This is a genomic window from Streptococcus sp. HMSC063B03, from assembly GCF_001836965.1.
Lineage (GTDB): Bacteria > Bacillota > Bacilli > Lactobacillales > Streptococcaceae > Streptococcus > Streptococcus pneumoniae_F.
The window spans coordinates 48,198-71,851 of the sequence record NZ_KV831030.1; the positions used below are offsets into that span (position 1 = coordinate 48,198).

Below are 23,654 nucleotides of genomic sequence, written 5' to 3' on the forward strand. Positions count from 1 at the left end.
TTTGTGTAGCACCAAGAGCTAAATCTACATGACTTTTACATTACTGCTACTATCTATTAGAACATCTGCAAGTCTTATTTTCCAGTAAAGTATTTAACCGCTGACGCGAACAGGTGCTGGTCTTTATTGCCTGGGATATTTTGGAAAAGACCGTCTTCATAACGTTCTGAGTGTCCCATCTTACCGATGATTTGGCCGTTCTTGCTGGTAATTCCTTCGATGGCATGGACAGAACCATTCGGATTGAACTTAGAATCCATACTTGGTTTTCCATCAAAGTCAACATATTGGCTGAAGATTTGTCCATTGTCACGGAGTTCAGCGAATTCCTCAGCCGTCACGACAAACTTCCCTTCACCGTGCGAAACAGGAATAGCGTGGATATCGCCCACTTGCACCCCAGTCAACCATGGCGAGTTGGTATTGGCAATCCGGGTTTCCACCATCTTAGCCACGTGTTGGTTGGCATCATTATAGAAGAGGGTTGGGCTCGTACTGCTGGCATCTTCAAAGTTTCCGTATGGAAGAAGACCTGATTTGACCAAAGCCTGGAATCCATTACAGATACCGATAATCAAGCCACCACGAGCGATAAAGCCATCAATCGCTGCACGCACTTTTTCATTGAGCAGAATGTTGACGATAAACTTGGCTGATCCATCTGGTTCGTCCGCAGCTGAGAATCCACCTGCAAAGAAGAGAATGTTAGCCTTGCCGATATTGTCAACCATGGTTTCAACTGACTTGACAATAGCTTCTTCATTCAAGGTCACAAATGGTACCAAGTTGATCTCTGCACCTTCTTTTTCAAATGCCTTAGCTGAGTCATATTCTGAGTTGGTTCCTGGAAAGACTGGGATATAAACCACAGGTTTTTCAACCTTTTCTTTGGCATTAATCACAACATCTGATGCCACAGCTGGTACTTCAGCCAGTTCTTTGGCTTGGGCAAACTCTGTTGGGTAAACTTCTTCCAGTTTTCCTTGGAAGGCATTGTCAAGTTTGTGTCCATCTAACTTCACACCGTTGACAAGAAGTGTAAAGTCTGCACTTGTTTGACCGATTTTCTCTACTCCAGCAATTTCTTCAGGAGATGTGAAGACAAATCCGCCTAATTGAGCTGTCAAAGCCGTTTCAAGTTCAGGCAAGATAACCTCTGCACCGATATGATTTCCAAAAGTAGCAAGTGCCAAACTTTCAACCACACCACCATATTTGACAGCTGATGCAGATGTCACTTTGTGACCAGCTTGGATGTCTTCAAACTGAGCAAAATTAGACTTAATCAAGTCAAAATCAATCTCTGCAGCAAGAGCTTGACCTGGGATATAGTAGATGTTTTCCCCAACAGCTTTAAATTCTGGAGAGAGCACATTACGGCTATCTGCTGTTGTCACTCCAAAAGCAACCAAGGTTGGTGGCACCGTCAATTCTTCAAAAGTACCAGACATGGAGTCCTTACCACCGATAGATGGCAAACCAAGCTGGATTTGTGCCTCGATAGAACCTAGAAGAGCAGCTACTGGCTGACCAAAACGCTCAGCTTGCTTGTCCATGCGCTCAAAGTACTCTTGGTAAGAGAAACGAGCTTTAGACCAGTTTGCACCAGCAGCAACCAAACGAGCAGTTGCTTCGATTACCGCATAGGCAGCACCGTGATATGGAGACCATTCTGCAATATAAGGGTTGAAACCTTGAGCAATGACTGACGCCGTATGAGTCACACCGTGTTGAACTGGCAATTTCTGCACAGAAGCCTCAGTTGGTGTAAGTTGGTAGCGACCACCAAGTGGGTGATTAACCGTAGAACGTCCAACAGAGCAGTCAAAGATAGTCTGTAATCCTTTTTGACTCGCATGATTCAAATCAGATAGAACCGCAAGGGTATCAGCTTCAAGTGTATCAGAGTTTGTTGTGCGCTCTTCTGGGAGCTTGACATCCTTGTCCACAACCTTAGCATTGACGACCACGCGCACACCGTTTGTATCAAGGAAACGACGCTCCAAGTCCACGATTGTCTCACCATTCCAGTGCATAACCAGATTTGGTTTTTCCGTCACTGTCGCAACCACAACAGCGTCAATATTCTCTTTGTTACATTCAGCAACGAAGGCATCCACATCTTCAGGACGAACCACGACTGCCATCCGTTCTTGAGATTCAGAGATGGCAATTTCGGTACCATTCAAGCCCTGGTATTTAAGAGGCACCTTGTTGAGGTCGATTTCAAGACCGTCTGCCAATTCACCGATAGCCACACAGACACCACCTGCTCCAAAGTCATTGGACTTCTTGATAAGACGAGTGACATCGCCATTACGGAAAAGGCGCTGAATCTTGCGTTCTTCGATGGCATTCCCTTTTTGAACCTCAGCACCAGCAGTCTCAACTGACTCAACTGTTTGAACCTTAGAAGAACCTGTCGCACCACCGACACCATCACGTCCAGTCTTACCTCCAAGGAGAATAATCACATCTCCCGCTTCCGGTTTTTCACGGACGACATTGCCCTTAGGAGCCGCTCCGACAACAGCACCTAGCTCCATGCGTTTAGCCACAAAGCCTGGGTGGAAATACTCACGAACGTAGGTCGTTGCAAGCCCAATCTGGTTACCATATGAAGAATAACCATGAGCCGCTGTTTTAGAAATAACCTGTTGTGGCAGTTTACCAGCACGAGTTTCTGAAATCGGTGTGGTAATATCTCCAGCACCCGAGATACGCATGGCTTGGTAGACATATGAGCGACCTGACAATGGATCACGAATGGCTCCACCGATACAGGTAGCAGCCCCACCAAATGGTTCAATCTCAGTTGGGTGGTTGTGAGTTTCATTTTTAAACATGAGGAGCCAAGGTTCCTTGATACCATCAACGTCCACTTCGATTTCTACTGAGCAGGCGTTTATTTCATCAGACACTTCCATATCGTCCAAACGTCCATTAGCACGCTCATAACGACCGAAAATAGTCGCCATATCCATCAAGGTTTGTGGTTTTTCAGAACGCCCCAACTCATCACGCATGGCAATATATTTTTCATAGGTTGACTGCAATTGTTTTTGGAATTTAGAAGCTGAAAAGTCGATGTGTTTCAATTCAGTCTCGAAAGTGGTGTGACGGCAGTGGTCAGACCAGTAAGTGTCCAAAACCTTGAGTTCAGTCTCAGTTGGCACGCGCCCGATTGACTTAAAGTAGTCTTGGATAAAGAGCAAATCATCCACTTCCATTGCCATCCCTTGCTCGGCTTTGTAGCGGGCAAAATCTTCTGCTGTATAGCTTTCAAAGAAAGTCAATTTAGGAATGGTCTTGTCTGACTCTGAAAATTCCTGCTTGGCAATCCCTGTCGTGATGTCCTTGAAACGAGAATCAACTGGATTGAGCAAGTAGTTCTTGACCGCTTCCAACTCAGTCGCATCAATATCTTTATTCACCAAGTAAAGTTGGGCTGTATTAACCGTTACATCACTCGAACTTCCTAGTAAAAGCAAGGCTTCCTGTGAAGAAGCCGCACGCTGGTCAAACTGCCCTGGCAGGCTTTCAATAGCAAAGAAAGCATAGTTAGCAAGATCCGCCTGCACAGTCGCTTCGTCCAAGACGTGGTCTGTCACCTGCTCAGAGAAGATGTGTTTCTCTGCAGGCGCAAACAGGTCCTTAGCCAAGTTAAAGACATCATACACTTGCACAATACGAATACTTTTCAAGCTTGAAAGTCCCAAGTTATGCTGGAGTTCTCTAACCAAACTCTCTGATTTGACCTGAAAATCAGCCTTTTTTTCAACAAAAATACGTTTATCCATCAATTCTTATTCCTTTATTTCAGCTCTTACAATGTTCCCAAACAGCCTTGAGGTTGTTATTTCAATTCCTGCAACTTTTCCCAGACAATCTCGTAAACGTCTGTTAGCTCTCCTAATCCCCTACGGAGTGAAAAGGTCTGGGGGACCTTTTCAGCCTGAGTCCTTTTAGTTGAGAGACGAAGGTTTTCCGTTGCAAACAGATTATTTCAAATCTTGCAGCTTCTCCCAAACAACTTCATAAACATCGGTTAATTCACCTAGTCCCCTACGGAAAACATCCTTATCCATGTGGTTGCCATCCGCATCCCACAAGCGACAGTTATCCGGTGAAAATTCATCTGCTAAGATAATCTTGCCATCCTTGTCAAAACCGAACTCTAGCTTAAAGTCAATCAACTTAAGCCCAATCTCAGCAAACCAGACTTTCAAAAGTTCATTGATACGACGGGTTTCTTCCTTCAAGTAGGAAATCTGCTGGTCATCCGCAATCTGTAGGAATTTCACATGCTCATCATTGATGAATGGATCATCCAAATCATCATTTTTGTAGTAAAATTCAACAATCGGAGTCTCAAATGCGATTCCTTCGTCTACGCCAAAACGTTTTGAAAAGGAACCAGCCGTGTAGTTGCGTAGCACGACTTCCAAAGGAATGATTTCCACCTTTTTATTGAGTTGTTCCGTGTCTGAAATTTTCTCCACAAAGTGAGTCTCCACACCAGCCGCATTTAATTTCTCAAAAATAAAAGATGAAATCTGATTATTCAACACTCCCTTGCCCGCAATCTGCTCCTTCTTAACACCATTGAAAGCAGTCGCCTGGTCCTTGTAAGTTGAAATAATAAGATTTTCATCCTCAGTTGTATAGATATCTTTAGCTTTTCCCGAATAGATCAATTGTTTTGACATTTTAAAGTTCGCCTTTCGTATTACTTGAGCACATTCTACCATAAAAAACCTAAAATTACAAGAATTTAACCGAATAAATAGAACAATAATCTCAAAAAACGTAAAGAAAAAACTGCAAGAAGCAGCTTTCTCACAGTTTTAAAATCATTTAACTCTAAAAACACGAACATTACTCTTTGTTCAAAAATTGATCCAAATAATAGCGCAGATAACTTTTCTTACCTGTAATCATCTGCAGACGACCTTCCACCCCGTACCGAAGTTTTTCTGCCTGCTCAGAAGTTAGATCAGTCTCCGCCTCGATTTTAAAGAAATTCCCTTTTTCAGTCTTAGTAGCTGTCGCATCAATACTTGTAATAGTCGAATCTAGGAAAATTTGATTCTTGGTATCATGAGTCGTCGTATAACGAACAGAGTCCCCAATCTTGACTCTTGCTACATCCTTTGAACTTAGATAAGCTGTAAGTTTGGCTTTCCCTTCTTTTTCCAAGGACGGATAGAGTTGGGCTAGTAGGGCACCTTCTGCTACCATGCTAGAATCACTGGTCTCAGGATTAATGTGAAGCACCCCATCCTCACTGGCCGTAATTTTCCCCTTGTCTAGAAGACTTCCCTGTACTTTCTTACCTGACTCCACCTCCAAGATTTTCTGATCTAGAAGGGTCAATTCCTGACCAACCTTAGCCAAGTGTTGTGATTTGAGGGATTCCAATTGACTGCTTAAGCCTGACACATAGGCTTGCTGGGTACCTGAACCTGCATACTGGACGCGGTAAGTAGCGAGACTGGATTCTAACTGAGAAAGCTGAGCTTCAACCTGCGCAACAGCCTGAGCCTTAGTTTGCGGATTTTCCTCACCCTGAGACTTGTAAGACTGGTAGAGAGAGTAGGCTAGATTCTGACTGGCCAAGGAAGTACCTGTTTCAATAGCTGACTTAGCTGTCTGGTAATCGCGAATTTTAGCCTCTGTTTGGCTGATGAGGTTGCCGATTTCAGCTTGGGTTTGACTAGCTGCTGCATTCTGGGACGCGATGGTCTCATTTTGTTGCGATGTACTAGCCCTAAGACTGCTTGCTTGACTGATGTAGTCGCGAAAGGTGGCTTGGTAGCCAAATTTATCCTCCTCTGGAAAGTGGTTCTCCCCTTCTTGCAGACTTTTTTGCAAATACTCCAATTGCTTTTTTTGATCCTTAAGCATGTCCAACTGACTAGCATAGGCCTCCGCTTGGACACCCTCTGCCCCTTCTTGATATTGAACCAACAGTTCTCCCTTTTTAACCAGCTTATTTTCTTCCAAATGATTGACAAGAATGCGATTGTTGCTAGTTGACTGGATATTTGCAAGGATACGACTAGGCTCAATAGTAGCTCTAGTAGACAAACTCATCTCCTTCTCTGCCAAAGTTGCAAAACCAAGCAAAAACACGAGCAGAAGGGACATGGGGACAATCACCCGACTGGAAAAATTATGGTAACGACGATTATAAAACTCCGCACTTTCTAAAAATTCTGGTTTCATCCTCTCCTCTTTCTAGCTATTCACCAAATGGGCGTAAAAGCCACCCTGTGCAAGTAAATCAGCATGATTTCCTTCTTCAACAATCTTGCCCTGATCCAAAACAACCACCTTCTCTGTCCGCTCAGCAATGCTCAAGCGGTGGGCGATGAAAATCAAGGTCTTATCTAAAGCCATGAGATTATCTACAATTCGCTTCTCTGTCAAAATATCCAAACTGCTGGTCGCCTCATCCAAAATCAAGACAGGCGCATCTGTCAAGAGAGCACGCGCCAGAGCGATTCTCTGACGTTGACCACCTGAAATTCCTGCCCCATCCGAAGTCAATTCTGTCTGGTAATTCAGGGGCATACGCTCAATGTCCTCCCGAATCTCTGCCAACTCTACCGCCCGTAAGATATCTTCCTGTGTCGTCCCCTCCTTGGCTCCCAAAAGAAGATTCTCCAAAATCGTTCCGTTAAAGACATAAGGTTGTTGAGGCAGATAGTTGATATACTGGCGCAGGGCTTTTTTATCAATCTGATTGAGATTGACACCACCCAGACTAATCTCTCCTTGACTTGGGTCGTAAAAATTAACCATCATCTTAGCTAAGGTCGTCTTACCTGACCCCGAAATCCCCACAAAAGCCACCTTAGAGCCTTTGGGAATAGTCAAATTGATATCTGACAAGACATCTCGACCATAGCCATACTTGTAATGAACCTGCTTGAAGGTCATATCTCCCTTCATCAAGCTCAGATCCTCAACTGTTTTCTTCTCATCAAACTCAGAAGCTACCAGATAAACCTCATTTAGACGGTTATTGGCAACCTGCGCTGTCTGAAGCTTAGTTTGCAGGTTGATGATATTCTCCAAAGGATTAGTAAAGTAAACCAGCAAGGTATTATAGGTAATCAACTGCCCCAAACTCATCTTGCCATCCATGACCAGAACAGCCCCCATCCAGAGAATGCCGACATTGAGCAAGAGATGGGCAACCTTTTTCAGAGCCTTTTGCTGACTCTCTGCTCGACTATAGGTAAAGGATTTTTTCAGATAATCCACAAATTCCTTGTCAATCTTTTGGTAACGCTGACTTTCACTGGTCAAGGACTTGATAGTTTCAATACCATTGATGTCCTCAATGATAGAAGAAGACAGAACCGCATTGGCTTCCATGGTATCCCGATTCATCTTTTCAAACGGCTTCATGAAGGCAAAGATAATCACTGTGTAGATAGGGAGCGCCAATAAAGTCATGAAAAAGAGATTGGTATTTTGTGAAAATAAAACAAGGGAAATAATGACAACCGTTGATACATCTAGGAAAATCGAAAGAATGGTCGAAGCCAGCGCATCAATGATACTGTTAGCATCCGTGAAACGAGACACGATTTCCCCTGTACGACGTGTCGCAAAAAAGGACATAGGCAGGTGAAAAACATGCTTGATATAGGACAAAATCACATCAATAGACAAGCGTTGCCCCAAAACAAGTAAGAGATACTCCTGAGCGTAAGACAAGATTTGCTGGAGAATATAGACGATAACCAGCCCAATAGAAATAATCCCAAGCGTCGAACGCATCTGATCTGGCACATAGGTATCAATGATAGACTGCAGATAATAAGAACCCACAATGTTAATCAAGGTTACCAAGAGTGTTGCCAAAACGATATTAGCAATCAAGCCACGCTGCTTCACTAATATAGGGATAAAAGAGAGCAGACCATTCTTTTGATCCTTATGAGGCTTGTAGTCTGGACTAGGTGCCATAAAAAGAGTCACTCCTGTCCATTCTTCCGCAAAACGCTCACGTGACAGTTTGGTCAATTTCACCCCAGGATCCGGATCGGCAATATGAATGCTATCCTTATCCTGCCCAGTCACCACATAGTAGTGGAGCAATTTCCCTTCCTTAAGCACATGGGCAACAAAAGGAAAGGTCAAATCTGGCAAGTCAAAGAGCGCCATATCCGCCTTAATTGCTCGCGTCTCAAAACCAATTTCCTCTGCCACCTTGACCAAGCCCAAAGCCGTTGTCCCATCCATGGTTGTCTTGGCCAATTCTCGCAAGTGAGCCAAAGAATAATAACTACCATAGTAGCCAAAAACCATGGCTAATGAAGCTACACCGCAGTCCATCTGATCCACCTGCGGACGATAGTGACGTTTCCCAAATTTCATATTCATCTCCTTTTTCCTAATACTCAATGAAAATCAAAGAGCAAACTAGGAAACTAGCCGCAGGCTGCTCAAAACACTGTTTTGAGGTTGTAGATAAGACTGACGAAGTCAGCTCAAAACACTGTTTTGAGGTTGTAGATAAGACTGACGAAGTCAGTAACCATACCTACGGCAAGGCGACGTTGACGTGGTTTGAATTTGATTTTCGAAGAGTATAAACTCATCTGATAACAACTATCTTACCCCAATCCCCAAACAAAAACTGGACTTCCTTCCCAAATGCACCTATCTCCCTCCCAACTGCACTTTTAAGATAAAAAATAGGTAGAACAAACATTCTACCTAAAATATATATTTATTTCTTTTTCTTCCTAATTCTTTTGTCAATCATATATACAACGATAATCGAAAACAGCGGTGGTACAATATAACTCTTTTCACTCATTGTCAGCTGAAATCCCAGGGTTGCTAGTATCTTAAAGATGAAAATATTCATCAAAAATAGAAAAACAAATACTAAAAAATATCCTACAACCTTCTTCATTTCTTTTCTTCAACTTTCCTAATTTCTATAACTATTTTATCAAAAATATATGTAAAACTCCAAATAAATACCTCAACTGCACTTTCTTGGCAAAAAAATAGGCAGAACAAGCGCCCTGCCTAAAATATATATTTATAAAGATTAAAATGTAGATAATTGTCAAATAGGATATTTATATACATTCTTAGCAACATGCAACTCCTCTTATCTTGCTTCTTGCTATTCTTTACGTTTGACGACTTCTACCACATCCCCTACACTTTGGAGTTGGTCAATTTCCTCATCGCTGATTTCGATATTAAATTCATCTTCCAGTGTCAAGATAAACTCCATCAAATCAACTGAGTCAGCATCCAAGTCGTCTTTCAGACTCAAGGATTCTGTCACGACAAAGTCTTCTCCCTGTCGCTCTTGGATAATGGTCACAATACGGTCAAAAATTTCTTTTTCTGTCATCTCTTTTATTCTCCTGAAAATTCACGCGCAGTCTTGACAACTACGTCTGTTTCTAACATGGTACGAATCTGGCGAATCGTACTATAAACAGCCTTGGCATCGCTTGAGCCATGAGTCTTGACAACCGGTGCCTTGACACCAAACAAGACTGCTCCACCAACATCTGAGTAGTTGAGCTGTTTTTTCAAACCTCTGAGGCTGTCCTTGAGAAGGAGGGCGCCTAGTTTCGCTCGGAGACCACCACCAGTGATGGAGTTCTTGAGCAAGCCCATGATTCCCATAGCTGTCCCTTCAATGGATTTGAGCACAGCGTTTCCCGTGAAACCATCTGCCACGACCACATCTGCAACGCCATTCATCAAATCACGCGCTTCCACGTTTCCGATAAAGTTTAAACTTTCATCAGCTGCTAGTAATTCGTAAGTTTCCTTACGAAGCGGATCGCCCTTGCTACTCTCTGTTCCGTTATTGAGCAAGCCAACACGTGGTTGCGCAATTCCACGGACATTTTTAGCATAGAAGGATCCTAGAACCGCGTATTGATGAAGGTGCTGGGCTGTATTTTCCGCATTAGCACCGAGGTCTAGCATGTCAAAACCTCTCCCATCTACAGTCGGCAAGGTTGACATAAGTCCAGGACGATCGATGTTCTTGATACGACCCACGATGAAAAATCCTGCTGCTAGTAAAGCACCTGTATTTCCTGCGGAAAGAACAGCATCTGCTTCACCCTCTTTGACAGCCTTGGCTGCCAATACCATACTAGCATTTTTCTTCTTCCGAATAGCTCTCGTAGGTTCATCGTCTGAATCAATCTTTTCATCCGTATGGATAATGCTGACGCGCTCTGTTGCTGTTAAATATTGCTTGATTTTAGCTTCATCTCCGTAGAGTCGAACCTCGATATCTGAAAAGTCAGCTAGGGCTTGATTGACACCCTCAACGATGGCTTGAGGTGCGTAATCGCCCCCCATGGCATCTACTGCGATTTTTTTCATTTCTTTTCCTCTTTTAGTAATTGTCCCCAGTCGGATAGGGAATCAATAAATTTCTTTGATTTTAGGTGAATCCCAACGTACTCTTCGTATAGTTGATCCATAAATTTGCGTAGCTCTTGCTTGATTTCAGGCTTGAGCGAAATGGTCTCCAAGGTCTCAAAATCAATGGCTTGAAACTGATTGAGCAAATAAGGGATATTAGGATTGAGATGGCAACGTCTCTCATCTTCATGATAATGTTCTGGACAGAGGCAGGCTCCATATTTGAAAGAAAAGTCAAAAGCCTGACCGATCCGATGACAAAAAACACACTCATTAAAATTGAGACTAATCCCAAATCGAGTCAAGATTTGAATTTCAAAAATATTGGTCAAAACTTGATAATCCAATCCCTCTTCCATCAACTCCAAAGTTTTTTGCAAAAAAGCAAACAAGGGAGCATCCTGCTGATTGTCCTGCAAACTAGCATCTGTAAGAGCCGCCACGTAGGTCGCATAGGCCATGACAAAGAGATCGCTATTAATCTTTGGAAAGGTCATCACCTCATGATAGTCCTCAATGTAGCTAAGCCCGTCATCATTGATTCGTAAGAGAAATCGAGCCAGCACCAAGGGTTGAATAACAGGAGCCAGCTTAGACTGACCAGCGTGTTTGACAAAAAACATGCGCTTGCCAGCCTGTTCAGTAAAAATCTTGACTAGCTTGTCATCCTCACGAAAATTGCGATTATAAAGCACCAAGCCTTGACTCGTGATAGACTGAATCATGCTTCTCTCATGTACTCCTCAAGTCGTTTCATGGCTTCTTTGATAGTCTCCATGCTGGCTGCATAAGATAGGCGAACATATCCTTCTCCATAACGCCCAAAGGCAGCACCAGGAATAAAGGCAACAGCCTTCTTCTGAGCAAAATCCTTCAGAAAAGCAAAAGAATCTTGATTGTAACCCGCTGGAATCTTAGCAAAGATATAGAAGGCACCGTCTGGTTTGATAATCTCAAAACCAAGAGCAGTCATTTTCTCGATAATATAGTCCCGCCGCTGGATGTATTCCTTCTTCATAGGTTCCGCATCGTTTTTACCAGCCATCAAGGCTTCCACCGCAGCGTGTTGAGCCATGGTATTTGCGGCAGTGACCAAGTACTGGTGACTCTTGATCAACTGAGCTGTAAAGGCTGCAGGAGCGAAAATCAAGCCCAAACGCCAACCTGTCATAGCATGCGATTTAGACAAACCATTGATAATGATAGCTTGATCTCTCAACATAGTTCCTAGAGACACATGGGCTTCCCCTGTGTAGGTCAATTCTGAGTAGACCTCATCACAGACAACGAAAATTTCGTACTTGCGTAAAACAGCTGCCAAGGCTTCCAACTGCTCTCGACTATAGGTAATTCCTGTCGGATTAGCTGGATAGTTGAGAATAACCGCCTTGAGCTTGTCACCCTGCTCCAAAATGGCCTTCTCCAACATCTCAGGAGTCAAGACAAACCCATTTTCAGTCGTATCAATCTCGACAACCTCTGCCCCAACTAGATTGACAATTGGTTCATAACCTGGGTAGGCAGGAGCTGGCAAGAGTACCTTGTCTCCCTCTTCCAAAATAGCTGTCAAAGTAGCAGATAAAGCCTCTGTCGCCCCAATTGTAACCAAGATTTCATTTTCAGGAGCATAGTCCAGTTGGTACTTTTCCTTAACAAAGTCACTAGCTGCTTGACGTAAAGTCAGCAGGCCACTCATCCCTGTATAGTAGGATTGGTTCTGGTCAATCGCTCGCTTAGCCGCCTCCTTGACATGGTCTGGCGTTGTAAAATCAGGTTCCCCCAAGGTCAAACGCAAGACCCCAGGAATCTCCGAAATAGCCTGGTCAAACTGACGAATCAACGAAACTTGAATCTTATCTAACTGTTTATTAAAGCGCTTAGTTAAGTCCATAGATACCTCCTACTTTCAAAACGTATCTCTATTATACTACAAAAGCCCCCCGACCGCAAAAATACATTAGAGAATAGCTTTCCACTTTCTATTTTACTTTTCCTGTTTACAGGTCTATAATGGTAACAGATTCTATTTGGAGGTTTTTATGTCATTTCTATCAAAAAATGGAGCAGGCACCTTGGCCTGCCTTCTCATTTCCATCGTATCTTGGTACTTAGGAGGATTCTTCCCTGTGATTGGCGCGCCTGTTTTTGCGATTTTCATAGGCATGCTTCTCCATCCCTTTCTCTCGCCCTACAAACAACTGGATGCTGGATTGACCTTTAGTTCCAAGAAATTGCTCCAGTATGCTGTTATCTTGCTTGGTTTCGGTCTCAATATCTCGCAAGTCTTCGCAGTTGGGCAATCTTCACTCCCTGTCATTCTGTCCACCATCTCAATAGCCTTGATTGTTGCCTATCTCTTCCAGCGCTTCTTTGCACTGGACACAAAACTGGCCACCTTGATTGGAGTAGGTTCTTCTATCTGTGGGGGTTCTGCCATTGCGGCGACAGCGCCTGTTATTCACGCCAAGGAAAAGGAAGTCGCCCAAGCCATCTCCGTTATCTTTTTCTTCAATGTCTTGGCTGCGCTCATCTTTCCAACCCTCGGCACCTGGCTTCATCTATCCAATGACGGCTTCGCCCTCTTTGCAGGAACTGCAGTCAATGATACTTCCTCTGTAACCGCCACAGCTAGCGCCTGGGATAGTCTCTACCAGACAAATACCCTCGAATCCGCAACCATTGTCAAACTCACACGTACTCTGGCTATCATCCCCATCACTCTCTTTCTCTCCTATTGGCAAAGTCGCGAGCAAAAAAATAAGCAAGGCCTACAACTGAAAAAAGTCTTCCCACTTTTTATCCTTTACTTTATCCTTGCATCTCTCCTAACTACTATCCTAACCTCTCTCGGTGTGTCCAGTAGTTTCTTTACCCCACTCAAACAACTCTCCAAATTTCTCATTATCATGGCCATGAGTGCTATCGGTCTCAAAACCAATCTGGTAGCTATGGTCAAATCCAGCGGAAAATCCATTGTTCTCGGAGCCATCTGCTGGATTGCCATCATCCTGACCAGTCTTGGGATGCAGACCCTTATCGGCATTTTCTAACACAAAAGGTAGCCCACCAGCTACCTTTTTCTTATGCTTCCTCAATCAAGCGTGTATGTTCTCTCTTAATACAACGATTCATCACGATATCATCACATCCACCAGCACGCAAGATTTCTTCCGCTTCTAGACTTTCAAGTCCTAGCTGTGCCCAAAAAATCTTAGCATCAGCCTTGAGAAAATCACGCGCCACATCTGGCAAAAACTCACTGCGCCGGTAAACATTAACAATATCTACAGGAAAAGGAATCTCTGCTAGACTAGCATAAGCCTTTTCACCCAATATTTCACCACCTGCAGCCTTGGGATTGACTGGGATGATTTTATAACCCCGAGCCTGCATTTCCTTGGTTACTCGATTGCTGGTCGTTTCCTCACGGTCTGACAAACCCACCACAGCAAGCGTTTTACTCGTTGCTAAATACTGACGAATCACGCCATCACTTGGATTGATAAATTCTTGACTCATAGAAATCCTCCTTTTTCATCAGTATAGCACATTTTGAAAAGGCTTGCAGAATTTGACTACAAAAAAGCTCCCAGCAGTTCACTTCTGCTAGGAGTATGTTTTATTCTAAGTGAAAACTTAAATCTTTTTCTCAATACTGAAAAGTGGAGAAAGTGGGCGTTTTTCATGGATACGCACAATAGCATCTCCTAGGAGATGAGCGATTGAAATCTGCTCAATCTTATCAATCAAGCGCTCTTCTGGCAGGTAGATCGTATCCAAAACAACCAATTTCTTAATAGCTGAATTTTGGATATTGTCCATAGCAGGACCAGAAAGAACTGGGTGCGTACAGCTTGCATAGACTTCAACAGCACCAGCTTCTGCCAAGGCATCTGCCGCGTGACAAATCGTTCCAGCTGTATCAATCATATCATCAATCAAGATACAAGTCTTACCTTCGACCTTACCGATGATGTTCATGACTTCACTAGTATTCATCTTATCAACGCTACGACGTTTGTCAATGATAGCAATAGATGTTTTCAAAAATTCTGCCAACTTACGGGCACGAGTCACCCCTCCATGGTCTGGACTGACAACCACATAGTCAGAACCAACCATACCACGACGCTCAAAATAATCCGCAATCAGAGGAGCCCCCATCAAGTGATCCACAGGAATATCAAAGAATCCTTGAATCTGCGCAGCATGCAAGTCGATTGTCAATAAACGATCCACTCCAGCTACTTCAAGCATATTTGCAACAAGTTTTGAAGTGATTGGCTCACGCGCTCTCGCCTTTCTATCCTGACGTGCATACCCATAGTAAGGCATGACAACATTGACAGATTCTGCACTCGCACGCTTCAAAGCATCCACCATAATCAAAATTTCAAGCAGATTGTCATTTACAGGCGAACTAGTTGATTGTAAGATAAAGACGTGTTTCCCACGGATTGATTCTTCAATGTTGACCTGAATCTCTCCATCTGAAAATTGGCGAACACTTGATTTCCCCAACTCTATCCCAATCTCCTGCGCCACACGTTTTGCCAATTCTTGATTAGAAGAAAGGGCAAACAGCTTTAAATCAGAAAAAGACATGATTTCCTCCGGTATATATGTATCGCTTGTGCTTTTCACAAGATTTTTCCATTTACCATTGTAGCGCTTTTTGCACTATTTTTCAATCAAAAATAAAAGAAGGGCACCATATTTGTACCCTTGCATCATTCTTTTAAAAAATATTCTAGTTCATCAACTCATTGTGTTTCTCAACAAAACGATAAGCCTGATAAAAACCATAGAGAGTAATAGCCGTAACCACTGGAATCGCTAAAGGCAACTCTGTCTCCAATTCAACAAAAGGAGAATTAAACAAGAAGTGAGTTCCCAAGGCTAAACCTAGGAAAATAAGCCCCTGTTTCTTGCCAACCTTCTGCCCTTTATAGGCTCTGTAAAGCAAGTAAACACCTACTACAGCCAGACCTGAAAAAGTCCAGTGAGAGGCAATTCCTGAGATGATACGCTCTAAAATTCTCGAAATAGTAAAGTCAAATCCCTCTGGCAAATCCGTACGAATATAGCCAATATCCTCAATCATTTGAAATCCCAAACCAGAAGCAATCCCTAGTAAAAACAAAGATTTTAATTTTCGCACAGGAATCAAAGCTAAAACAAAGACAAGTGGTAACAATTTCAAGGGTTCTTCTACCAAAGGAGCCACAATAGCACTTTCAAAGGCATTTAAAAATGCACTATCTGGGAAAAGAATGCCCAGTAAATCATGGATATAGGTATTAGCAAAGCTAGACAACCAGCCTGCAAGGAACATCCCACCCAATAAAGACAGAATCAAGGCCTTCTTTGGCAATTCCCATTTTTTCCCAATACGGAAAAGGAAATAAAGAGCCGGAATCATGTAAAAGAGAGCTAGAAAGATAGAAACTCCCATGAGTCCATATTCCGCACCTGACATCAAACCATCCGTATAGTAGATGGTTTCATATTGTAAACCAATACATAGCAATAAGATAAAAATAAATAAAATGCTGTTTTTCTTCATACACTTTCTTTCTAAATGAAGTATTTATAATTCTACGACTGTCATCCTTCCTGTATCCACATCGTAAACCGCACCTGAAATAACAACATCGTCTGGTATTAGGTGAGACTCGATAAGAAGTTGCATGTCCTCGCGTACACTCTCCTCTATATCTTGAAAGGGCAAGAAATCCTGATCTGACACATCGACACCTAGTTCCTCTTTTAAATACTCCTGAAAAGGACCATTTTCAAAGGTCTGTGCACCACAGTCTGTATGATGGAGCACCACAATTTCCCTTGTCCCCATTTGTTGCTGGGAAATCACAAGCGAGCGAATCATATCATCTGTCACTCGCCCTCCAGCATTCCGCAAAATATGAGCATCTCCCAGAGCCAACCCAAGAGCTGGCGCAACGTGTAAACGCGAGTCCATACAGGTTACGATTGCAACCTTGGTCTTTGGTTTGATTGATAAATGAAGATCTCCATGCAGTTCTACATAGGCTTGATTGGCTTTTAAAAAATTTTCAAAATAGGACATGACAACTCACTTTCTAGTCTATCAGATAATTTGAACACCAAATTATTTATATCCTATCTTACCATCTTTTCTTTGTCTTGTCAGTTGTCAACCTTCATATAAAAAAACTGGGACAGAGACATCCAGCTTCTAGCTTGGGCTTCTGTCCTAGTTTTATTTTTATGAACCTTTTTGGATATACTTATTGAGCGATCCTGCAAAGCTCTGAAGATTGAGACTTTGTACGTAGACCTCACCAGTTCCTCGGAAGGTATTCACCACTCCTTCGCCTGTACCAATAGACTGCCAGAAGCTATTTTCTAAGTGGATATTATAGTCCAAATATTGACTCCAAGCCACCACATGGGCATTGTCAATGGTTATTTCTTGGTTTTGTAGCTCAATTTTCTTGATAGAGCCAAAAGCATTGGCCAAGAGAGTTCCCTGGCCTTGGGTAGTCATCACAAAGAGACCGCCTTGCCCTCCGAACAGAGCTTTACCAATAGACTGACTCTCCATAGTATAGGAAGCTGTACCATCAAGAGCTAGAAAAGCCCCATCATTCAGTCGATATTGTTTTTCACCTAGTTCAAGAGCAATTACTTGCCCAGGAGTATCTGGTGCTAGAGCAAGGTTCCCGTTATCAGACTCTGCTACAGCTTGAGTAATGAAGGTGCTTTCACCAGAAACCATTGAACGCCCTACAGCTTTGACAAAACGTCCCAAACCAGAACCGCTTGCATTGAGCTGGGTATTGAGACTTACATTAGGTGTATGGTAGACCATGCTACCGCGCTGAATAAAGACCGTTTCTCCTTGATTGAGTGACAACTCTACCAAAGGAAATTGCATATGACTGTCCATAGAAAATTTCATAAGAAATTCCTCCTTGTTTTAATAAATGTTAGCAATAAAATAATTAGTCATCTAAAGCTGACCATAACTATTAGGAGAATACCTTTTTCAAAACTTCCTGAATCGTTGTTACTCCAATGACCTGAATTTCCTTGGGTGGAGTAATTCCTGTCAAGGAATTCTTAGGTACATAAATCTTAGTAAAGCCCAGTTTAGCAGCTTCATTGATGCGTTGCTCGATACGATTCACGCGCCGAATTTCTCCTGTCAAGCCCAGTTCGCCTACAAAACATTCCTGAGGATTAGTTGGCTTGTCTTTATAACTCGAAGCAATGGCAACTGCAACGGCCAAGTCAATGGCAGGTTCATCCAATTTGACACCGCCAGCAGATTTAAGATAAGCATCCTGATTTTGCAAAAGAAGACCTGCCCGCTTTTCCAAAACAGCCATAATCAAACTAGCACGATTAAAATCAAGTCCTGTCGTTGTACGCTTAGCATTTCCAAACATGGTCGGTGTTACCAAAGCCTGAACCTCCGCCAAAATCGGACGCGTCCCTTCCATGGTCACAACGATTGATGAACCAGTTGCTCCATCCAAACGCTCTTCTAAGAAAACTTGACTCGGATTGAGTACCTCAACCAAGCCGCCCGACTGCATCTCAAAAATCCCAATCTCATTAGTAGAACCAAAACGATTTTTGACCGCTCTTAAAATACGAAATGTATGGTGGCGTTCCCCTTCAAAGTAAAGCACCGTATCCACCATATGCTCCAACATACGCGGACCAGCCAGAGTTCCCTCCTTAGTCACATGCCCTACGATAAATATGGCAATGTTATTAGTTTTGGCCAGCTGCATAAGTTCAGCTGTCACCTCACGCACTTGAGAAACAGACCCCTGTACCCCTGAAATCTCTGGAGACATAATGGTCTGAATGGAGTCAATAATGAGGAAGTTTGGCTGGATGCGCTCCACCTCAGCTCGAACACTCTGCATATTGGTCTCTGCATAGAGATAAAACTCGCTATCAATATCACCCAATCGCTCTGCTCTTAGCTTAATCTGCTGGGCAGATTCCTCCCCACTGACATAGAGAACCGTCCCCACTTGGGACAACTGGGTTGAGACTTGTAGGAGAAGGGTTGATTTCCCAATTCCAGGATCCCCACCTATGAGGACGAGACTTCCTGGTACCACTCCGCCTCCAAGTACACGGTTGAATTCCTCCATCTCTGTCTTGGTTCGATTGACATTGATGGAGGTCACTTCAGCCAGTTTCATGGGCTTGGTTTTCTCACCTGTTAAAGACACACGCGCATTCTTGACCTCGGGAACCTCAACCTCTTCTACAAAGGAAGACCAAGACCCACAGTTGGGACAACGTCCCAGATATTTAGGGGAATTATACCCACAATTTTGACATACAAATGTCGCTTTTTTCTTTGCGATGATAAACCTCTTTCTATATCTCTAACTCACACTCAATTACTTGGCAAAAATCAATCTTCTCATTTGGCACAAACTGACGCATGAGCATATTGTGAGTTACCACTATCACGGTCTGGTAATCTCGATACTTAACCATACATTCTAGAAAACGAGACTTCATCTCCGTAGCTGTCTCATATTGAATAGGACTATTAGGAAGTAACTCCCCCTTATTTTCTAGAAACATAGTACGAGCTTTTTCAAAATTATCTGTGCCACTTTCATAGGCCTGCCATTCATGCAATAATGGTTCCACTCTCAAAGGAAGTCCAGTAACACAAGCCACATAAGAAGCCGTTTCTAAAGCTCTTGTGACTGCAGAAGATACGATTATTTCAGCTGAAGGGAATAAAGGATTGGTGCTCAATTCCTGAGCCTGCTGCCGTCCCTTCTCAGATAAGGGTGCCAAATCTATCCCAAATCCCGTATAAGAACGCTTCTCTAACTCACGATAATCTGGCTCCCCGTGACGCACAAAGATAATCTTCATCCTAGTGCCCTGTCGATCCAAATCCACCAGTCCGCACGCCGTCTGCCGCATCTCCATCTGCAATTAAGAAAGGAGCAAAGACAGCCTGAACCACACGTTCCCCAACTTCAAGAACAACTTCTTGGTCTGTGATATTCTTCATCTGCGCAAAAATATGCCCTTCATTCCCAGGATTGCCATAATAATCCCCATCAATGACCCCAACTGAGTTAATTAAAACCAAGCCCTTCTTACGAGGGTTTGAAGAACGATCATAAAGGTAAAGAACCTCAGTCGGTTGCATATAAGCCTTAACTCCTGTCGGAACCAAGACAATCTCTCCTGGAGCAATAACCGTACGCACAGCAACCTTTAAGTCGTAACCAGCCGCATGCGCTGTCTCACGCTTGGGCAATAAATTTTCATCTGTAAAACTAGAAACCAATTCAAAACCACGAATTTTCATAATTTTCTCTTTTCTATTATCATTTATTCTAGATTATTCTATCTTATTTATTCGGAAAAAGCACGAAAAAAAGAGCACACAATTCAAATCGCTTAGGGCTGCTGGATTCCTCCCCTGACCCGCTTCACGCAGAACTGTTGCTCCACTATTTATTATATCACATTCCCATTCATTTTAAAAGCAAAATTATTTTTTCCGTCTATTTCTAAAAAAGTCCTGCATAATAGCTGCACATTCATCTTCCAAAATTCCCGTTTCAACCTCTACACGATGATTGAGACGCTCATCTGTCAAGATATCATACAAACTCCCAGCAGCGCCAAATTTCTGGTTTTTTGCCCCATAGACCACGTTGGGAATACGGGCGAGGCCAATTGCCCCACTACACATGACACAAGGCTCAATGGTCACAAAAAGCGTGCAATCCAGCAAGCGCCAACTCTCCTCACTCAGGTTCGCATACTCTATGGCCATAATCTCCGCATGCATAACCGCTCGCTGCAGTTCCTCACGCGCATTATGCCCACGGCCAATGATTTCTCCGTCCTTGACAATCACACAACCAATTGGAATTTCATCGTGTTCAAGAGCAATCTCAGCCTCTTTCAATGCCTCTCTCATAAAGACTTCTTTTTCTTCAACTGTATAATTCATCAATTTCCCTTTTCCTACTTGTCAGTTTTATTATTATATCATGAATCCCAACACAAAAAAAGCCACCGAATGCGGTGACTTTATAGGGAGATTATTATGAAAAAGAAAAGTTTAGGATATTTGTTACAACAAGTTAGGAGGTCTTCTTGTAACTGTCTATAGTATACCCGACCTATCTTAAACAAATCTTAAAAATCTCTTAGGACCAAACACTTTCTAAAATATTTGTTTGTTCACGACCAGGACCTACTGAGAAAGTAGAAATACGAACGCCAACCAATTCACTCACACGACGAACATAGTTACGCGCATTCTCAGGAAGATCTTCCAAATTACGAACTCCAGTAATATCTTCTGACCAACCTGGCAACTCTTCATAGATAGGCTTGCAACGTTTCAATTGCTCAAGACTAGCTGGATAGTAGTCAATACGTTGACCATCAAGATCATAGGCCACACAGATTTTCACAGTATCTAAACCACTCAAAACATCGATAGAGTTCAATGAAAGGTTAGTAATACCAGAAACACGACGGCTATGACGCATCACAACTGAGTCAAACCAACCGACACGACGTGGACGACCAGTTGTTGTACCATATTCATGACCCACTTCACGGATACGTTCTCCCACTTCATCAAACAACTCAGTTGGGAAAGGACCGTCTCCTACACGACTCGTATAGGCTTTACATACACCAACAACCTTGTCAATCTTACTTGGACCTACACCAGAACCAATTGTCACACCACCAGCTACAGGGTTTGATGACGTAACAAATGGATAAGTACCTTGGTCGATATCTAGCATAACACCTTGTGCACCTTCAAAAAGCACACGTTTACCGTTATCAAGCGCATCATTCAAAATAACAGATGTGTCTGTCACATATTTCTTGATTTGTTGACCATATTCGTAATACTCTTCAAAAATATCATCGAAATCAATCGCTTTACTGTCATACAATTTTTCAAAAAGACGATTCTTTTCAGCAAGGTTACGTTCTAAACGCTCACGGAAAATATCTTTATCCAAAAGATCTGCAATACGAATCCCAACACGAGCAGCCTTGTCCATATAAGCAGGACCAATTCCCTTAATTGTAGTACCAATCTTATTGTCGCCCTTAGCTTCTTCTTGCAAACGGTCTAACTCGATATGATAAGGCAAAATAACATGCGCGCGATCAGAAATACGCAAGTTATCAGTTGTCACACCCTCCTCATGAAGATAGCTCAACTCTTTTACAAGAGATTTAGGATTTACAACCATTCCGTTACCAATAACAGAGATTTTTTCAGGGAAGAAAATTCCAGATGGAATCAAGTGCAACTTAAATTTCTTACCATCAATCACAATCGTGTGACCTGCATTATCACCACCTTGGTAACGTGCAATCACTTCTGCATTCGCTGAAAGGAAGTCTGTAATCTTCCCTTTACCTTCATCACCCCACTGGGTACCTACAACAACAACTGAAGTCATAATCTTGTCTGAGCCCTCAGGCTCTTCCTTTCTCACATACATGGCAGGACTCTCACCTGCAATTATATCTTACAATTTATTATAAGAAAAAATCGCCTTTTTATCAAGAAGAAACAATAGAAAGATTTGCTATTTCCAACTATTAAAAAATGTTTTAGAAAAAATTCCGGCTATTTATCATTATTTTCCCACAAAAAATTAAATTTGTTCGGAAATTAACTCATACTGTCTCAACAAGCAACAAAACCTTGTTTCATTATCAATTTTTCAAGATACAAACGATAAGCAACACGATAATGGTAAACAATAAAATCCCGATGATTCCCAATGCTATATCGGAAAAGATAATAAATCAAAAATTTAAAATGAAAATGTTCCCAGTCAAAATGATCTCCGAAGAACGTACCATACTCTTCTTCAATATTTCTATAAAAATCCGTCATCTGCTCATAAATCTTTTGTAACATAAGCCTATACCCCTTTACTTTTTATAAGCTTATTCTAGCAAAAAATTATAGACAGTTATTATCAAATCCTGAATTGCTTAAAAACCAACCTCAACAAGAAAACAAATAGAAAAAGTTGACAGAATAGGAACAAATTTACTACCTAAATTAGACTATTATAGACCTTATTAACTGTGTTAAATACTAAAAGAGACTGAGGCAAAAATCTTAAATTAAGAAAACGCATAGCATCAGATTGTACTGACCCCAATCTGTATTGCACAGGGCTAAGTCCTTTTAGTTTTACCTTAATTCGTTTGTTGTTGTAGTAATCAATATAGTCTACAATGGCTTGTTCCAATTGCTTAAGCGACTGAAACGACTTCTCATAACCGTAAAACTTCTCCGATTTCAGAATCCCAAAGAAGGACTCCATCATACCGTTGTCTGGGCTGTTACCCTTGCGCGACATGGATGCTTGAATTCCCTTACTCTCTAGGAACCGATGGTAAGCATCGTGTTGGTATTGCCAACCTTGGTCACTATGGAGAATCGTATTCTCGTAGTGCTTCTCTGTGAAGGACTGTTCCAACATGGTTTTTACTTGTGCTAAGTTCGGTGAAGTTGAAAGATTATAGGCAATAATTTCGCTATTAAAGCCATCTAAAACAGGCGATAAATACAATTTCTGCGTGCTATTTGGAATGGCAAATTCTGTCACATCTGTGTAGCACTTTTCCATTGTTTTAGAGCCTTCAAATTGACGTTGAATGAGATTATCTGCCTTCTTACCATGAGAAGAATATTTTCGTTTCTGTCGCATTTTAGCTTGTAAATTGAGTACTTTCATCAAGCGTTGAACTCTTTTCTGATTTACCAGATAACCACGATTTCTTAGTTCTAAATGAATCCGACGATAACCATAATTTCCCTTGTGTTCGATAAAAATTAATTGAACTTCAGCTTTAAGCTCTTGGTCCTTATCTGGTTTGTCTAGCTGTTTCAAGTGATAGTAGTAAGTCGAACGAGCTAGTTTAATGGCTTTTAGAAGAATATCTAACGAAAACTCAGTCATTAATTCTTGAACAATTTCGGTCTTTCTTCTTTCTCTTTTTTCTCCTTCAATCGGAGTTCTCTCAACTTTTTTAGGATGACATTCTCCGCTCTCAGGTAGTCATTTTCTGCTTGAAGACGTTCTAATTCTGTCCTCTCTTCAGGTCTCTTTTTTGGCTTACGTCCAATTTTAGGTACTCTCCCTCTTGTTTTCTCAACAATAGTATACCCG

22 protein-coding genes, 1 other RNA gene and 1 pseudogene are annotated in these 23,654 nt (G+C 42.2%); 1 reads left to right on the plus strand and 23 read right to left on the minus strand.

Annotated features, from left to right (window positions below; genetic code table 11):
* Positions 1–74 precede the first annotated feature (74 nt).
* From HMPREF2628_RS04590 to HMPREF2628_RS04635, 10 genes are all read right to left on the minus strand, one after another.
* Positions 75–3,800, minus strand: coding sequence for a phosphoribosylformylglycinamidine synthase (locus HMPREF2628_RS04590; RefSeq protein ID WP_070842468.1), 3,726 nt, complete (start codon positions 3,798–3,800; stop codon positions 75–77).
* 56 nt (positions 3,801–3,856) lie between these two features.
* A complete protein-coding gene (locus HMPREF2628_RS11225; protein WP_079211609.1) occupies positions 3,857–4,000 on the minus strand; it encodes a phosphoribosylaminoimidazolesuccinocarboxamide synthase in 144 nt (47 codons plus the stop codon).
* 1 nt (position 4,001) lies between these two features.
* The gene (gene purC, locus HMPREF2628_RS04595) at positions 4,002–4,709 is read right to left on the minus strand and encodes a phosphoribosylaminoimidazolesuccinocarboxamide synthase (protein ID WP_070842469.1); all 708 of its coding nucleotides are present in this window, start codon (positions 4,707–4,709) and stop codon (positions 4,002–4,004) included.
* Positions 4,710–4,878: 169 nt separating this feature from the next.
* Positions 4,879–6,228: a competence pheromone export protein ComB gene (comB, locus tag HMPREF2628_RS04600; RefSeq protein WP_070842470.1), complete on the minus strand. Its 1,350-nt coding sequence runs from the start codon at positions 6,226–6,228 to the stop codon at positions 4,879–4,881.
* A gap of 12 nt (positions 6,229–6,240) precedes the next feature.
* Positions 6,241–8,394 carry a peptide cleavage/export ABC transporter ComA gene (gene comA / locus HMPREF2628_RS04605; RefSeq protein WP_070842471.1) on the minus strand — a complete coding sequence of 718 codons (2,154 nt, stop codon included), beginning with the start codon at positions 8,392–8,394 and terminating at the stop codon, positions 6,241–6,243.
* 355 nt (positions 8,395–8,749) lie between these two features.
* On the minus strand, positions 8,750–8,938 hold the full coding sequence (locus HMPREF2628_RS11105; protein ID WP_004269957.1) for a hypothetical protein: 189 nt from the start codon (positions 8,936–8,938) through the stop codon (positions 8,750–8,752).
* A gap of 219 nt (positions 8,939–9,157) precedes the next feature.
* The gene (locus HMPREF2628_RS04620) at positions 9,158–9,394 is read right to left on the minus strand and encodes an acyl carrier protein (protein WP_004269958.1); all 237 of its coding nucleotides are present in this window, start codon (positions 9,392–9,394) and stop codon (positions 9,158–9,160) included.
* A gap of 5 nt (positions 9,395–9,399) precedes the next feature.
* Positions 9,400–10,392 carry a phosphate acyltransferase PlsX gene (plsX, locus tag HMPREF2628_RS04625; RefSeq protein ID WP_070842473.1) on the minus strand — a complete coding sequence of 331 codons (993 nt, stop codon included), beginning with the start codon at positions 10,390–10,392 and terminating at the stop codon, positions 9,400–9,402.
* Complete coding sequence (gene recO, locus HMPREF2628_RS04630) at positions 10,389–11,159, minus strand: DNA repair protein RecO (RefSeq protein WP_070842474.1); 771 nt, start codon at positions 11,157–11,159, stop codon at positions 10,389–10,391. The genes plsX and recO overlap by 4 nt, the downstream gene beginning before the upstream one ends.
* Positions 11,156–12,325 carry a pyridoxal phosphate-dependent aminotransferase gene (locus tag HMPREF2628_RS04635; protein ID WP_070842475.1) on the minus strand — a complete coding sequence of 390 codons (1,170 nt, stop codon included), beginning with the start codon at positions 12,323–12,325 and terminating at the stop codon, positions 11,156–11,158. The genes recO and HMPREF2628_RS04635 overlap by 4 nt, the downstream gene beginning before the upstream one ends.
* A 148-nt stretch (positions 12,326–12,473) precedes the next feature.
* Between HMPREF2628_RS04635 and HMPREF2628_RS04640 the strand changes: the two genes are divergently transcribed.
* Positions 12,474–13,484, plus strand: a complete 1,011-nt coding sequence (locus tag HMPREF2628_RS04640; protein WP_070842476.1) for a YeiH family protein — start codon at positions 12,474–12,476, stop codon at positions 13,482–13,484.
* A 31-nt stretch (positions 13,485–13,515) separates the two neighbouring features.
* Here the strand turns inward: HMPREF2628_RS04640 and HMPREF2628_RS04645 are convergent, their stop codons facing one another.
* From HMPREF2628_RS04645 to HMPREF2628_RS04705, 13 genes and pseudogenes are all read right to left on the minus strand, one after another.
* Positions 13,516–13,953 carry a CoA-binding protein gene (locus HMPREF2628_RS04645; RefSeq protein ID WP_000076477.1) on the minus strand — a complete coding sequence of 146 codons (438 nt, stop codon included), beginning with the start codon at positions 13,951–13,953 and terminating at the stop codon, positions 13,516–13,518.
* 117 nt (positions 13,954–14,070) lie between these two features.
* The gene (locus tag HMPREF2628_RS04650) at positions 14,071–15,039 is read right to left on the minus strand and encodes a ribose-phosphate diphosphokinase (protein WP_000010168.1); all 969 of its coding nucleotides are present in this window, start codon (positions 15,037–15,039) and stop codon (positions 14,071–14,073) included.
* Positions 15,040–15,184: 145 nt separating this feature from the next.
* Positions 15,185–16,000, minus strand: a complete 816-nt coding sequence (locus tag HMPREF2628_RS04655) for a PrsW family intramembrane metalloprotease (RefSeq protein ID WP_049491944.1) — start codon at positions 15,998–16,000, stop codon at positions 15,185–15,187.
* Between the two features lie 24 nt (positions 16,001–16,024).
* Positions 16,025–16,522 carry a beta-class carbonic anhydrase gene (locus HMPREF2628_RS04660; RefSeq protein WP_070842477.1) on the minus strand — a complete coding sequence of 166 codons (498 nt, stop codon included), beginning with the start codon at positions 16,520–16,522 and terminating at the stop codon, positions 16,025–16,027.
* A gap of 159 nt (positions 16,523–16,681) precedes the next feature.
* On the minus strand, positions 16,682–17,377 hold the full coding sequence (locus tag HMPREF2628_RS04665; protein WP_049491939.1) for a TIGR00266 family protein: 696 nt from the start codon (positions 17,375–17,377) through the stop codon (positions 16,682–16,684).
* Positions 17,378–17,447: 70 nt separating this feature from the next.
* The gene (gene radA, locus HMPREF2628_RS04670; protein ID WP_083320523.1) at positions 17,448–18,809 is read right to left on the minus strand and encodes a DNA repair protein RadA; all 1,362 of its coding nucleotides are present in this window, start codon (positions 18,807–18,809) and stop codon (positions 17,448–17,450) included.
* 13 nt (positions 18,810–18,822) lie between these two features.
* Positions 18,823–19,389, minus strand: coding sequence for a histidine phosphatase family protein (locus HMPREF2628_RS04675; RefSeq protein WP_180364275.1), 567 nt, complete (start codon positions 19,387–19,389; stop codon positions 18,823–18,825).
* On the minus strand, positions 19,340–19,783 hold the full coding sequence (locus HMPREF2628_RS04680; protein WP_000701987.1) for a dUTP diphosphatase: 444 nt from the start codon (positions 19,781–19,783) through the stop codon (positions 19,340–19,342). The genes HMPREF2628_RS04675 and HMPREF2628_RS04680 overlap by 50 nt, the downstream gene beginning before the upstream one ends.
* A 56-nt stretch (positions 19,784–19,839) precedes the next feature.
* Positions 19,840–19,937: signal recognition particle sRNA small type (ffs, locus tag HMPREF2628_RS04685), an RNA gene on the minus strand.
* 32 nt (positions 19,938–19,969) lie between these two features.
* Positions 19,970–20,437: a tRNA adenosine(34) deaminase TadA gene (gene tadA, locus HMPREF2628_RS04690; protein WP_049499058.1), complete on the minus strand. Its 468-nt coding sequence runs from the start codon at positions 20,435–20,437 to the stop codon at positions 19,970–19,972.
* Positions 20,438–20,636: 199 nt separating this feature from the next.
* A complete protein-coding gene (locus HMPREF2628_RS04695; protein WP_004237599.1) occupies positions 20,637–21,923 on the minus strand; it encodes an adenylosuccinate synthase in 1,287 nt (428 codons plus the stop codon).
* A gap of 230 nt (positions 21,924–22,153) precedes the next feature.
* Positions 22,154–22,390 carry a sigma(X)-activator ComW gene (comW, locus tag HMPREF2628_RS04700; RefSeq protein WP_049487499.1) on the minus strand — a complete coding sequence of 79 codons (237 nt, stop codon included), beginning with the start codon at positions 22,388–22,390 and terminating at the stop codon, positions 22,154–22,156.
* 235 nt (positions 22,391–22,625) lie between these two features.
* Positions 22,626–23,654, minus strand: a pseudogene (locus HMPREF2628_RS04705) (IS3 family transposase); the annotation flags it as partial.